The sequence below is a fragment of the Paenibacillus sp. FSL L8-0436 genome (assembly GCF_038593025.1).
GTDB lineage: Bacteria > Bacillota > Bacilli > Paenibacillales > Paenibacillaceae > Paenibacillus_AQ.
On sequence record NZ_CP151955.1, the window covers coordinates 5,005,081 to 5,018,897 of the forward strand.

Sequence of the window (13,817 nt, forward strand, 5' to 3'; positions counted from 1 at the left end):
AGGGGGAAAGGCTGCTATAATACAAATGAGAATGATTATCAAACATCAAAGGAGTGATTCTATCCATGCCTCTCCGGCAACCTGGCGATTCCCGCCCTCATTCCCATCATTTCTACTTCCCGGTACGTGTTGAAAATCTAACCGGATTAGCCGCAAGCATTGCTCCCGGATCCTCCGGACACTTGTCTATTATTGTAACCGGAGGCAGCGGAACTATCGATATTCAAGACGAACGCCTTAGCCTATCCGGCGGCAGCATGCTGTGCTGCAGCACACAGCCCGGTGTTTCTCTGAGCCCGCAGCATCAGTTGCAGGGTGTATGGATTGAATACTCTTCATTTCCGCTGCTGAGCAATCAGACAAATCCCCTGAACGACAGGCACCCGTTGGGGAATTGCTCGACCAAGGTTTGCACACTCGCAGCCCGCCTGCTGAGAGTCTGGGAGGGGAGCGAAATTCAGTCCCCTTTCACCGTACAGCAGTTATTCACCGAATTGCTGACTGAGCTTCATGGCGAAATCAGAGAGAACAGCCAGTCCCCGGCGCATTGGCTTGACCGCGTGCTGGAATATATAGAAGCACATTATTCCGAGGATATCACAAGAAGTCAGATGGCCGAACGGGCAGGAGTCAGCCCGGAACACTTCTCGCGGGTCTTCCGCAAAGCTACCGGACAAACCTTCAACGAATATGTAACCCTGCAGCGCATCCGCAGAGCCCAGAAGCGGATGCTGACCGGTGCTCCGAATTTGTCTCAGCTCGCGCTGGAGGTCGGCTATGTTGAGGGGACCTACTTAAGCCGGAAATTCAAGCAGGTCGTAGGCATTTCTCCTGCAGCCTACCACCGTAAGAATAAAAGAATTGTGGCCCTCAATTTCAACCATACCGCAAGCCTGCGGGCTCTGGAGATTACGCCACAGCTCGGAGTGTATTCCGGGTGGATGGAACGTCATGAGACGGTTCCTTCTGCGCTTAAGCTTCAGCTCGAAGGCAGCAGCGCGGCCATGCTCTATAACAGGGTTGCCGCTGTGCGCCCGGATGTCATCATCAGCTATGACCTCCCCGGAGAGAGCAAGCAGCTGCTGCCGGTAGCTCCAGTGATAGAGCTGCCTTACATGCAAATGGACTGGCGCGAGCAGTTTCGGATGATTGCCGGGATTGCAGACCGGCAGCCCCAGGCCGAAGCCTGGTTGAGACATTATGATCAGCTGTGCTACGAAGCTAACCTGCAACTGGACCGGCTGCTTGGCGCACGGGGCACAGCCGTCATTTGGGAGTTCGGCACGAGCAGCGCATACTGCTTCAGCAGCAGCTATGGCCATGGCTGCCAGATTTTATATGGCGATCTCGGCTTTCAGCCGCCCGGCGTCTTGATGGAGCACGGGCTGATGAACCGTGGTTATCTGGAAATACCGGCTGAGCATATAGCCGATTATCCGGCAGATCATATCATCTTCACCAGCAGCGCTTCAACCGCTGCGGGCCAGCGGCGCTTCGAGACCCTGCTGCGCTCCGCCCGCTGGCAGGAGCTTGACGCAGCCCGCAGCGGGCATGTCTATCTCCTCGATCAGCCGGACATGTTCTATGGGTTTGATCCCCTCTCTTCATAGGCTCAGCTAAAAACGCTGATGAGAACAATAAGATCACAAATTTCCATAGGACAAGATCACATTAAGCCATAGTGTTCACCGGTTGAAATCTGTAAAGTGTAAATGAGAATGATAATCGTTCTACATAAGGAGGCCTATAAGTTGATTAACCAGCAACATAACAGCAACACCCGGAAGCGCTGGCTCGTCTACCCGCTGCTCTTGACCCTGACTCTTCTGGTCTCAGCCTGTGGCAGCAACCAGAGCACTGGCTCCGCAACTAATTCAGGAAGTGCTGCCGAAGCTCCGGCACCTTCACAGCAGCCTGCAGAAACAACCGCACCGGCATCCTTCAAAACAGTGACAACTGTAAACGGCGATATTGAAATCCCCGTTCAGCCGAAGCGGATCGTTGCCGAGGAATATCTGGGCAGCCTGATTGCACTGGACACCATTCCCGTCGGCGCTCCTGGCCTGACGCTGCAAAATATGTACTACAAGGAATCCCTTACAGGTGTGGCGGATACCGGAACCTACGGAAAGATGTCGCCCGAGAAAATCCTCGCGCTGGATCCGGACCTGATTATCTCCGGCAATGCCGACAGCTATGAGGCTTTAAGCCAAATCGCGCCAACGGTCATTGTACCTTACGGGGATCTAAAAGATGCTCATCAGGAACTGACCTATTTCGGTGAGCTGCTGGGCAAAGAACAGCAAGCAAATGATTGGCTGGCCGAATACGACAAACGTATCGCCGCTGCTAAGGCTAAGGTAGATGCAGCCATTCCTGCAGATGCAACCTTCAGTATCCTGGAGCATTCAGAAAAAACCACCTGGGTCTACGGGGACAATTTCGGGCGGGGCGGACAGCCGGTCTACCAGGCGCTGGGCCGCAAGCCTCCAACCGAAGTCGCCGCCGAGATCATGGAGAAGCAATGGGCGGAATTATCGACAGAGGTGCTTAACAAGTATGCAGGGGATTATCTCATCGTGACCGATAACAACTACACCGTTCAGGACTTCAAAGATGATCCTATTTGGGGCAACCTCCCTGCAGTCAAAAACGATCATCTCTATGTATGGAAAGAGGAACGTTCGTGGTATTATGACCCTATTGCTGTATTATCCCAGACTGAGGAATTGGCGGACTGGCTGACTAAAGGACAATAAGCACAAGCCGGAGATTAGCCTTGATTGGCTGGTCTGCCGGTTTTTTTATGGCCAGCTTCCGCAGCCCGGAGTATACAGGAGGCCCTTTGATTAACCGCTTCCCGAAATGGAGATAATACCTCTAGTCTACAGTTCCCGAAAGAACAATACTTTTCAAACACTTGCCGCCAAGGAGGACAACCGGATGAAGGTTGTGGGGATCTATTTTTTGCTCGCTTTTTTAACATTTTGGCTGTTGGTAGTTGTCGATCTGCTGTCAGGCACCAGCTTCACGATGTCGATGCATTCCTTTTATGTCACATTTGCAACCACTACCCTGCAGGAAATGTTCATCATGGTTGTATTTGCCGTTCTGCCCATTGTTGCCGCAATTGCCGGCTATATCAAACGGAACAGAGCTCCGCAGAAATAAGAATTTACCGGTACAGTCCGAATCTGCGCCGCAGCCTGTGCACAAGAAACAGCAGAATCGGGATGACAGCACACAGTAAAGGCAGAATATTCTTGAGGAAAACACTGCCTTCTTTCATATGGACAGGGTAATTCTCCGCACTGACAAACGAAGTGAACAATACTACAACCCCTACCGGGATGACCAGCCTGCGCGTATCCTTAACCTTAAATAAATCCGCCGCAATCATGACAGCCGCATAGCAATAAATCGACATTTTGAAAAACACGCCAATAATCAGGGTCAGGATAACAAACGCATCCAGGCGTTGAATAAAGTTGGCCACATTGACAAGCGTAATGGTCGTAAACATCGGAAAGGTTGTGCGGCTGTAAATATCTGTTCCAAGCACCGACATCTCAACAGCATGCGTGAAGCTGAGCAGAAATCCGCTTAAAAGAATGGCGGCGATTCCTGTCTTCCTGACCTTCCGCGTTTTGTTGAGATGGGGAAGTATTGTCGTGAAGCAGACAAGTTCGCCAAAAGGGAAAATCCATATACTCGGGTAAGCGGAGCGCAGTGCTTCCATCCATTCTCCGGCATGAATCGGAAACAGATTCTTGAACTTAGTCAGCCCCGCCGCAATGACAACAAAGTTGCAGAGCAAACCCATAAGGATGGTAATAAAAAAGTAGATCTCTGACGTTCTTGCAAACACCTCGATCCCCTTGTATAGAATATACATTACGGCGATTACCATAATTGAATTAATGATAAACACAGGCGTCCTGTCGTATGAAGCCGAGATGAGGAGGTCTCCTGCTTCCCGCAAATTCCGGGAGCCGTTATATAGCAGTATGGGAAGAAACAGCAGACTCAGCGGCCAGCCGATCCATTTGCCGAGAATTTGTTGTGTGTATCCGCTGATAATCATATTGGGAAATTGAAGATACAAATCGACGTAAATCCAATATAAGAGAATCCCCCCCGGCAGAGCCATCAGGATCGACAGCCAGACGGCATGTCCGCTTTCCAGCCCAATGGGTACCACAATCGCCGTCCCCAGTTCGAACAGTATTATCATGGAAAATAATTGAACCGGTCCGATAACTTCTTTTCTCATAAATCAGCTCACCCGTTCATTCTTTTTCTGGAGCCATGTAAGGCTTCAATCTCATCCCGGTACTACGGATATAAGCTTCAACCTGAATATCCAATTCGCCTTGTGCAAATGCGGTACTCCATTCCTTCCCTAGCTTGTTCCAGGTCGCCGGATCGGTACGCTTCAGTTCATTGCCAAAACCAAAGATATCGGTTTGAGACGCTTGAGCGGTTCTTATAGCCAGCTCTACTTCCTCCCTGGTTTTCTCCTCCATTTCAGCTTCCAGCTTCATAACTTCTTCTTTCCGGCTCAAATCCACATAACTTCCCGTTTCATTTACAATGCCTTCCTCACGAATATGCAGATGAAAGACCGGTATACCGTTCCTGAGTTCAACCTTAGCAGTGGTCTTCGAGTAGAGCACATTGACAGCAATATCCTCATCTTTATTATCAGAGGCGATATCAATATTCGTTTCTCTGACTTTATTAAGCACCCATTGAGTGCCTCTCGCCGCAGGCCCGTCCATCCAATAAATCAGCTTACCATCCTTAAAGACACCCAATCCGCTCATTATTGTTCCCGCCTTCGTTTCGGATTGTTCGAGGCTGGATTTCTTCATCCCATCGGCTGGATCCCCGATAATCCGCAGACCGTTAATCGTCAAATCCCCTTCCCCCGTGATCCCGTTAATGATCTCAAATACATTCATGTTCCGGTTCTCTCCGTATACTCTGGAGGTATTTTGCATCTTTTTGACCACTCCCATGGAGGGCAGACTCTCCAGCGTCGTCAAGATCTTGAGTACAGATTCGGCATCTGAATTTCTGGAAATCAGCACCGGCGAGTTCAGGCGAAGTTCATGTGATCGTTCAAAAATATCGAACAAGCCTTCGATTCCGCTTCGGGCCAGCGATTCACCCACAACAACGAGCTGAGAATGGGCAAAAAACAGCTGACGCGTCGCCCGCTTGGAGGCTTTACGCAATGCCCCGAATACCGTCCGGTCACTTGCAGAAATGACAGTAACCGCAGGCATTCCGTTCCCGGACCCCATACTTGTAGACGAAGCCGACGGGTTAACCACCTGAAAGGTAACCCGGAATTCCCCGTTGTTTGCCGTTAGATCAATTCCGATACCGCTCACAATGGCAAGGTCATTTAATTCTCTGCTGTTCCAGCATCCTGTGAGGATCAGAGATAGGATCAACCAAACCGTCAGCAGAACCGGCATTTTAGTTCTCATTGTTATTTCCCTGCCGGTTCTGACCGCTCTGGCCGGATTCAGCGCTATTGCGGTTGATCAAACGTTTGCGGGTCTTCATGAAATGCAAAGGTGTCCGTAATATGACGTCCTTCTGATCACCCGGCGCAAACGGAGCGATTGGGGAGAGATAGGGAACACCCAGGGAACGCAAGGAGCACATATGGGCAACCAGCATCAGGCTGACAATGGCTATGCCGTAAAGACCTATAAAAGCAGCAATAAACATGATAACAAAGCGGAGTACGCGTATGGACAACGCCATGTTAAAGGAAGGCGTGGCAAAGCTGGAGATCCCCGTTAATGAAACCACAATAACCATGGCAGGAGACACAATCCCGGCCTGCACGGCCGCCTGTCCCAGAACCAGACCCCCAATAATCGAGACGGTTTGACCGATGGGAGAAGGCATCCGAATGCCGGCTTCACGGATGATCTCAAAGGTAACCTCCATCATCAGCGCCTCAACGAACGTGGGAAAAGGCACGCCTTCCCGCTGGGAGGCCAGATTAATCAGCAGGGGTGTGGGGATCATCTCCTGATGAAAATTCAGTGCTGCAACAAAAACCGCTGGACCAAATAAGGAAATCACCAGGCAGAGTAATCTAAGTAAACGGATTAATGTCGATATATCATACCGCTGATAGTAATCCTCAACTGTATGAAAAAACATAAGAAAGGTTGTAGGCGCGATCAGCACAAAAGGAGTCCCGTCTACAAACAAAGCTATTCTGCCTTCCAGCAGATTTCCGGCCACGCTGTCCGGCCGTTCTGTATTGTACATCGTCGGAAAAGGAGAGAACCTGTTCTCTTCAATCATCTGCTCAATATATCCCGATTCCAGAATAGAATCCACGTGGATCGCCTTAAGCTTCTTCCTGAATTCCTGAAGGGTCTCTTCCGGGGCTAGTCCGTGAATATACATCATGGTGACATCGGTTTTAGTTACAGCCCCAAGGGTCATTGTCTCGATCCAAAGGTCAGGGCTCTTGATTCTTCTGCGCACAAGGGCAATGTTCGTGCCAAGAGATTCCGTAAAGCTCTCCTTGGAGCCGCGGATGGCTACCTGGGTTGCGGCTTCCGTGACAGCTCTGCTTTCACCGCCGCTTGTACTTAGGCTGATGGCATCCTTCAGGCCATGGAACAGCAATACCGTGTCTCCCGACATGAGGGCTTCCAGAAGACTGTTCAGGTCCTGAACGAGTTTTTCTTTGCCGATGTTAAGCGCCTTTTCTTGCACAAAGGTGAACAAGTCCAAGATTGTCAGTTCAGCAGACTTCTCTTCGCCTAGAATTCCAAACGAAAAGGCATGGGTAATGAACTCTTCTACTCTTTCCTTGTCGATGATGCCGTTGATATATACTGCTACCATCTGGTTGGCATTATCTGTTGTTTTGTACTCGCGTATAATGAGATCCGGGCTGTTTCCAAGTCTGGATCTAATCACTTTAACGTTGTCCTCTAGGCTTAAGGAGAGCGGGGGGCTTGAAGTGCTTCCTTCATGCGCCCCGGCGGGCTTAGGTTCTGGGTTGCGTTTAGCCATCTTCGGCACCTCCTGCCTTTTACTATTCACTTGCTACTCTCTTTTTATGCAGGTTATGGAATGTGTGAGATGCTGCATAAAGCTTTCCAGCCGCTGATCCTTCATTTCTGAATTTATCCATGCGGAAACAGAAAAAGCTGCCCCGCCGTAGATTCTTCTACTTTGGGACAGCCATATTTATCAATCCTTATGTTATATGCTAGTGTTCATCACTTACGCCAAGTGCCTTGTTCTTTTCCTTGAAGCGGTCATTATGCGAGGAGACATAGGCTGCTTTGGGTGCATCGGGATCCATATACAGCTTGGCACTGTTCAAGGCCAGAACGGCATCGGTAAAGGTGCCGGCAATCAGGCGGACCTTGCTGCTGTAATCTACAAAATCACCTGCGGCAAAGATACCGGGCAGATTCGTCTCCAGCCGCCCGCTGACATTGGCGCACCAGTCGCCCATATCGAGGCCCCATTCCTTCAGTGGCCCGAAATCGCTTTTTAAACCATGGTTCACAATTACCGCGTCCACCGCAAACTGCTCTGTTTCCCCGGATTCTATTTGGCTGACCGTCACCTGGTCGATCGTCTCTCCATTGCTGCTGTGCAGCTGGCTTACTGCAAACGGCACGCGTACTTCTACGGAGGAAGCCTTCATCCGCGCGATATTCTTCTCATGTCCGCCAAACTGCTCCCTGCGGTGCACAATGGTTACGCTGGCCGCGATACCTTCAAGTTCGTTGGCCCAGTCTACCGCGGAGTCGCCACCGCCGGAGATCAGCACCGCTTTGCCGCGGAACGGCTCCAGCTCTTGCACCGTATAATGCAGATTCGTAACCTCGTAGCGGTCCGCTCCTTCAATTTCCAGCTTCGCCATCTGAAGAATACCGTAGCCGATCGCCAGAATGATCGTACGCGTCCAATGCTGTTCGCCTGTATTCGAAGTCAGAATATAGGTTCCGTCCTCCTGCCGCTCCTGAGCAATAATCTGCTGCCCCAGAACAATAGTCGGATCGAAAGTCCGGGCCTGCTCCTCCAGCTGTTTAATCAATTGGCCGCAGAGGATCGGGGTAACTCCACCCACATCCCAGATCATTTTCTCAGGATAGATGAGCATTCTCCCGCCAAGCTCTTCCTTGGCTTCAATCAGCTTTGTCTTCAAATCTCTCATGCCGCTATAAAATGCTGTATACATACCTGCGGGTCCCCCGCCAATGATCGTTACATCGTATAATTCCAGCTGATTGCTCATACATTTCCCTCCGCGTATGTTTTTGGCTTGAGTATTTGTGGTCTCTATCAAGACTTCGTCCGGGCCAGCAAATAGAGAAAATAAGGTGCACCTATCACAGCAACCACGATCCCTGTAGGGATCTCCGAGGGCTGCAATATCCAGCGGCCGATCGTATCGGCGGTGATAACCAGCAGGGAACCTAGCAGCGCGGAAGCCGGAAGCATCAGCTGATGCTTCGGACCCACCAGACGTCTGGCTAAATGCGGACCGACCAGGCCGACAAAACCGATCCCGCCGCTGACAGCGACACTAGAAGCTGCGAGTCCGACTGCGGCTGCGAGCAGCTTGAACTGCTCTCTGGTAACAGCGGCTCCAAGTCCGGTGGCTGTCTGCTCGCCCAGATTAAGCACATTCATTACCCGTGCTTTGTAGATCACATAGGGCAGCAGAATCACAATCCAGGGGAGCAGGGAAAGCACAAATTTCCAGCTGGTCCCCCAGATGCTGCCCGCCAGCCAGGTAGCGACAAATTGATACTTATCAGGATCGAGACGCAGCGTCAGCACAATCATGGCTGCGCTGATTCCGGCTGCAACTGCTACACCGGTCAGAAGCAGGCGGATCGGAGATATCCCCTGATACCGCTTATACGCAAGCACATAAATCAAGGCCGCAGTCAGCCCCGCTCCGACAAAAGCAACGAGCGGCAGCAGGTATACCGGTGCAGCAGTCGTCGACGGATAAAAAGAAACCATCAGCATAACCATCAGGCCGGCTCCGGCGTTGATGCCGAGAATGCCGGGATCCGCCAGGTCATTGCGGAAGACGCCTTGCATGACTGCTCCGGACACGGCAAGTCCCGCTCCGATCAGAACGGAGATCACGATGCGCGGCAGACGGAAGTCGAACAGGATCAGCTCCTGCTTGTCCGTACCTTTGCCGAGCAAAGTGTTCAGCAGTTCCATAGGAGTAAGTCGTATGTATCCTGTATTCACACTGATAATAAACACGAGTACGATTAATGCAAATATCACAGCCAGAACGCTCAGTCCGCGTCTGCGTCTGGTAGATTCATAGGATAAAGCTGTTGTTCTCTGCATGACTACAGCTCCCTTCTTTCTTTGCGGGCCAAATACAGAAAGAAAGGCACACCGATTAGCGCAATGATAGCGCCCAGGGGCACTTCTTGCGGTGGATTGATCATTCTGGCGGTCAGATCGGCAAATACAGTCAGCAGACTGCCCAGAATGGCGGAACAAGGGATTATCCACCTATAATCCACCCCTACAAGATAACGCGTCAGATGGGGAATGATCAGTCCAATAAAGCCCACTGCTCCGACAACTGCTACTGAGGAGCCGGCAAGAATCAGCACGATTAATGCACCGGCCAATTTGACCAGACCCGTCCGTTGCCCGAGGCCTCTGGCGATATCCTCACCCAGGCTGAGCATAGAGATGGAGCGGGATAAAATGAGAGCACCTATAATCGCCCCGCCGATCCAGGGAAACATAATTTTGAGCTGAATCCACTTCGTACCGGCTACGCCTCCTGCATACCAGAAAGCCAGATCTTGTCCAATCTGAAAATATAAAGCTACGCCTTCGCTGAGCGCAGAGAGCAGCGCACTGAAGGCCGCTCCGGCAAGTACCAGGCGGGCAGGTGTAAGGCCACCCTTGGCCATGGACCCGATACCATACACAATTGCCGCCCCGGCCCCGGCTCCCACAAATGCATATAAAATCAGATACATGAACGGTAAATTCGGCAAGAATGCAAAGCAGAGTGCAAGCGCAAACCCCGCTCCAGAGTTTATGCCCATCAGCCCGGAATCCGCGAGCGGGTTGCGGGTCATCCCCTGCATAATCGCTCCTGCCACCGCAAAGCTGGCACCTACCATAGCCCCGCCGAGCACGCGCGGCAGCCGCAGCTCGCGGATAATTTGATGATCCGTAATATCCGGATTGAAGTGAAACACAGCGCTCCACACTACAGAAAAGTTAATGTCTTTGGCTCCGAACGAGACCGAAAGCGCAATGCCTAGTGCTAATGCAATCAGACCGCCGACCAATATCAGCGTTGCTGCCCATGGGCGTGAACGGAACTTCACCGGATCTCTCCCCTGGATTAGCCTTTTGCTGGCCGTTGCCTGTTGATTCATTAAAGTCACCCGTTTTCTATGAAATTGATTCTCATTATCATTGTAATATTGTAAATGAAAATGGCGTTGTTTGGCAATGGACAAATGAAAGCACACCGCTCAAAAACCTCTAATCTCCGTTAAAATGACAAGTTTTCACCCTAAATAATACAAAATCTCCGTTATCTCTCCTTGATAATAGGACGGATAACGGAGATTTCCTGTACCTTGGGACTAGTCATTTTGCAGCGTGCCGCCAAATATTTTGCGGATGTATCCCTGCATTTTGCCGATATGAGGCACAAAAGTGCTTTTGTCATACACATAATTAGCCTGGGTCACAAGCTGTGAATAGATCAGGAATAAAATGGCCGCCAGCTCCCTGTCGATCTGCCTTTCGTGCTCAATCCACACATAAACCTCTTCCAGAACGGTATACAGCCGCATAAATCCGGCCTCATTAATGATTTTTCTGCGCAAAGGTATAATGATATCGGTTGCAAGAGCGTCTATCTGCATAATGATTGCACTCATCTTCCCTTCCATACACCAATCCCTCCTGCTGCAGTTGAATGGAGACAGCTCTTATACAATCCTATGTTTCACAGGCTCTTTGCATGCCTCAGGGAATATCGGTGTCCAGTGTTGCAATATTCTAGTAATATAATATAATCTTCTGGAAATATGAGCAGCTATGTATATGAACCATTGATCAATCCTATAGGGAGTGAATACGATGAACACAAGAACTTATGGACCTACAGGTAAATCCGTATCGGAAATCGGCTTCGGCGGATGGCAGCTGGGCAACAGACAGGATTGGGAAGTCATGGAGGATGACGTGGCGGTGCGCCTGGTGCATGAAGCTTTGGAGAAAGGGATGAACTTTTTTGACACCGCTCCCAATTATGGACTTGGCAAAAGCGAAGAGCTGCTTGGGAAAGCTCTAGCCGGCAAACGCAGGAATGCTGTCATCAATACGAAATTCGGACATCAGGCGGATGGCAGCTCGAATTATGGCGCGGATCAAATCAGGGCCTCGGTTGAAGTCAGCTTGCAGCGGCTGCAAACTGACTATGTCGATTCCGTGCTGATCCATAATCCGCCTTTTGATGTGCTGGATGGGAAACACGGACATTATGAGGAACTGGAGAAGTTAAAAGCCGAGGGTAAAATCCTCACCTACGGCGTTTCTGTAGATTCCATCCCGGAAATGCTGGAAGTTATCGAGCATACGAACATCGGTGTGCTGGAAGTGATGTTTAATATCTTTTATCAGGAGACTGCCGAAGCGTTCAAGCATGCCCAGGATAACAATATCGCCATTATTGTCAAGGTCCCCCTCGACTCCGGCTGGCTGTCCGGCAAGTATAACAGCCAGAGCAGCTTCGAAGGTGTACGCAGCCGCTGGTCGCCGGAAGTGATCCGCAAGCGTGCAGCACTTCTGGAGCAAATCAAATTCATAACCAATGAAGAAACGACGATGACGATGGCTGCTCTGAGATTCATCCTGGCCTATCCTGAAGTCACAACCGTCATCCCCGGTGTACGGAACAGTGCCCAACTGATCGAGAATATATCGGCCAGCACAGCAGCGATGCCCGAAGCTCACGTCAAGAAGCTGCAGGATCTCTGGATAACGGAGATTAGAGACCAGAAGCTGGGCTGGTAATCACAAAGAAGACCTTGAGGGCATCCCCCTCAGGTCTTCTTTATCAATGCAAGTGGCTACAACTTTATAGGACTGGCCCGCGCCCAAATCCTCCGGCACCTGCCAATGAATCCCTGAGGAGTTTACAATTCAGACCGGATCAAACTGCCGGAGGAGCTGTTCCAGCGCCATGGAACGGTGTGACCCTCCAGATGCAGCCCGCCGTACCATTCGTCCAGGCCTTGAACCTCTACCCGGTCTGCTAACCCGTCAAGCATCCGCTCACCAAGTTCAGTGATGGCAACCCGGCGGCCCCAAAATTCCGGAATCTTCCGGAAATCCGTATTTCCCTCTGCTCCCTCTATAGTCAGCAGAGGCTGCCGGTTATACACCAGAGTGTGCAGATAACGGCCAAAATCAAGATCACCCATGCCGAGCCGGTGCAGCTTGTCGGAAACCAGAGGGAACAGCTCCATCGGTGTAAGCGCGCCGTGGCGGACAGCCTGAAGCGTAGTCTCTTCTACGATGCCAAGGCCGTTATGAACCGAAGGAAGCCTTGAGAGATGGGCTTTGAATGCTTCATAGGCAAAGGGCAGCGCAGATGCCGAAAGCTCTCCCCTTCTCTCCTCCAGCAGAGCAGCCATCGTTCCAGGATCGGGAGACGCATAGGCTCGCCAAAGATCGCTGCCCAGTTCCATTTCTTTGCGTCCAATGCCCTGCCAGGTTCCAGACAATGTTCCAAGCTGCGCCGGAGTCAGCTGGCCAAGACCGTGAAACAGCTCAATCCCCGGAAATTCACCAATGCAGAGCAGGCTCAGCTTCGTACTGCCGAGCTTCTGTCCTTTGAACCAGTGCAGCAGATAAGCAAGCATGCTCTGATCGAACAGATCATGCTCAAACCACAGTACTACTTCATCATAACGTTTGAATTCGCGAATCTTCGCCTCCTGTGCCTCACACCCTGCTATATACTCTGTAGAAGGAATGCCTAATGTCTTCTCCAGTACCCCGGCCCGCTGTATCCGTTCACTGGAGCCTGCCGGATTGACGAATATCGGACCCGCGGAATAGATTTCCCGCCAGACCAGCACCTCTCCCTGGACAATTCCCTGCTTCAGCATTTCACCCACACTGTCTCCGTTCACAATATGCAGCATATTTCTGCCTCCTTCATATAGATAGTTGAACATGGAGGCGAGATCGGCAACGGGAAGAGCTCCCTTCAGCTTGCACCGCCCATCATACAGCCGTTTCTTTAGCGCCGAAACCGGAATCCCCAGATAATCCGAGATCTCCTGAAGGGAATAACCATAATAATAAAACAGCTGCATGGGCACCCGCAGCTTCGCAGACAACGCTGCGACGGTTCTCTGCAGCAGCTGTTCCCCTTCTCTGCGCTCGGCAATTTCCGCAACACCCGGCGACTTTTCCGAGATGTGCAGGGCATCATCAAGAGGCAGCAATATATGTCGTTTACGTCTCAGACTCCGCTGGCATTGCCTTACGACAATCGTCTTGAACCATCCCGGAAACGCAGCCGGCTCCTGCAGCTTTCCTAGATTCAAATAAGCTTCAATATACGCTTCCTGCACAACATCTTCAGCAAGATGTACATCTTTCAGCATGTCGTAAGCCACAGCATAAGCCATACCGCGAAAATGCCGCATTAACTGCCCGAACGCCTCCGAATTCTCTTGTTGTGCCTCTTCAACCCATTGCCGCATCACTTTCGATCCTCTTTTCAC

Annotated in this window: 12 protein-coding genes; 4 read left to right on the forward strand and 8 right to left on the reverse strand. The window is 51.0% G+C overall.

Translation table 11 applies throughout. The features are described 5' to 3' along the window. The first annotated feature begins 65 nt into the window (after nucleotides 1-65). The 3 genes from NSS79_RS22995 to NSS79_RS23005 all read left to right on the forward strand — a co-directional run bounded on the left by NSS79_RS22995 (nucleotide 66) and on the right by NSS79_RS23005 (nucleotide 3,171). The gene (locus tag NSS79_RS22995) at nucleotides 66-1,610 is read left to right on the forward strand and encodes an AraC family transcriptional regulator (protein WP_342436286.1); all 1,545 of its coding nucleotides are present in this window, start codon (nucleotides 66-68) and stop codon (nucleotides 1,608-1,610) included. A gap of 141 nt (nucleotides 1,611-1,751) precedes the next feature. Continuing rightward, a complete protein-coding gene (locus tag NSS79_RS23000) occupies nucleotides 1,752-2,759 on the forward strand; it encodes an ABC transporter substrate-binding protein (protein ID WP_342436287.1) in 1,008 nt (335 codons plus the stop codon). A 184-nt stretch (nucleotides 2,760-2,943) separates the two neighbouring features. After that, nucleotides 2,944-3,171 (forward strand): hypothetical protein, encoded by a 228-nt coding sequence (locus NSS79_RS23005; RefSeq protein WP_342436288.1) that lies wholly within the window; start codon nucleotides 2,944-2,946, stop codon nucleotides 3,169-3,171. Between the two features lie 4 nt (nucleotides 3,172-3,175). On the opposite strand, the gene NSS79_RS23010 is transcribed toward NSS79_RS23005, so the two are convergent. From NSS79_RS23010 to NSS79_RS23040, 7 genes are all read right to left on the reverse strand, one after another. Continuing rightward, the gene (locus tag NSS79_RS23010; RefSeq protein ID WP_342436289.1) at nucleotides 3,176-4,273 is read right to left on the reverse strand and encodes a GerAB/ArcD/ProY family transporter; all 1,098 of its coding nucleotides are present in this window, start codon (nucleotides 4,271-4,273) and stop codon (nucleotides 3,176-3,178) included. Nucleotides 4,274-4,289: 16 nt separating this feature from the next. Next, the gene (locus tag NSS79_RS23015; RefSeq protein WP_342436290.1) at nucleotides 4,290-5,498 is read right to left on the reverse strand and encodes a Ger(x)C family spore germination protein; all 1,209 of its coding nucleotides are present in this window, start codon (nucleotides 5,496-5,498) and stop codon (nucleotides 4,290-4,292) included. Next, a complete protein-coding gene (locus tag NSS79_RS23020; protein ID WP_342436291.1) occupies nucleotides 5,488-7,059 on the reverse strand; it encodes a spore germination protein in 1,572 nt (523 codons plus the stop codon). The genes NSS79_RS23015 and NSS79_RS23020 overlap by 11 nt, the downstream gene beginning before the upstream one ends. A 199-nt stretch (nucleotides 7,060-7,258) precedes the next feature. Then, nucleotides 7,259-8,299 carry an NAD(P)/FAD-dependent oxidoreductase gene (locus NSS79_RS23025; protein WP_342436292.1) on the reverse strand — a complete coding sequence of 347 codons (1,041 nt, stop codon included), beginning with the start codon at nucleotides 8,297-8,299 and terminating at the stop codon, nucleotides 7,259-7,261. 47 nt (nucleotides 8,300-8,346) lie between these two features. After that, nucleotides 8,347-9,381, reverse strand: a complete 1,035-nt coding sequence (locus NSS79_RS23030; protein WP_342436293.1) for an iron ABC transporter permease — start codon at nucleotides 9,379-9,381, stop codon at nucleotides 8,347-8,349. Between the two features lie 2 nt (nucleotides 9,382-9,383). Beyond that, nucleotides 9,384-10,442 carry an iron ABC transporter permease gene (locus NSS79_RS23035; protein WP_342436294.1) on the reverse strand — a complete coding sequence of 353 codons (1,059 nt, stop codon included), beginning with the start codon at nucleotides 10,440-10,442 and terminating at the stop codon, nucleotides 9,384-9,386. Between the two features lie 213 nt (nucleotides 10,443-10,655). Then, nucleotides 10,656-10,967: a hypothetical protein gene (locus NSS79_RS23040; RefSeq protein ID WP_342436295.1), complete on the reverse strand. Its 312-nt coding sequence runs from the start codon at nucleotides 10,965-10,967 to the stop codon at nucleotides 10,656-10,658. Between the two features lie 190 nt (nucleotides 10,968-11,157). Between NSS79_RS23040 and NSS79_RS23045 the strand changes: the two genes are divergently transcribed. Continuing rightward, complete coding sequence (locus NSS79_RS23045; RefSeq protein ID WP_342436296.1) at nucleotides 11,158-12,093, forward strand: aldo/keto reductase; 936 nt, start codon at nucleotides 11,158-11,160, stop codon at nucleotides 12,091-12,093. A 122-nt stretch (nucleotides 12,094-12,215) separates the two neighbouring features. Here NSS79_RS23045 and NSS79_RS23050 read toward each other — a convergent pair whose 3' ends face one another. Then, nucleotides 12,216-13,796: a sigma-70 family RNA polymerase sigma factor gene (locus NSS79_RS23050; protein ID WP_342440423.1), complete on the reverse strand. Its 1,581-nt coding sequence runs from the start codon at nucleotides 13,794-13,796 to the stop codon at nucleotides 12,216-12,218. Nucleotides 13,797-13,817 lie beyond the last annotated feature (21 nt).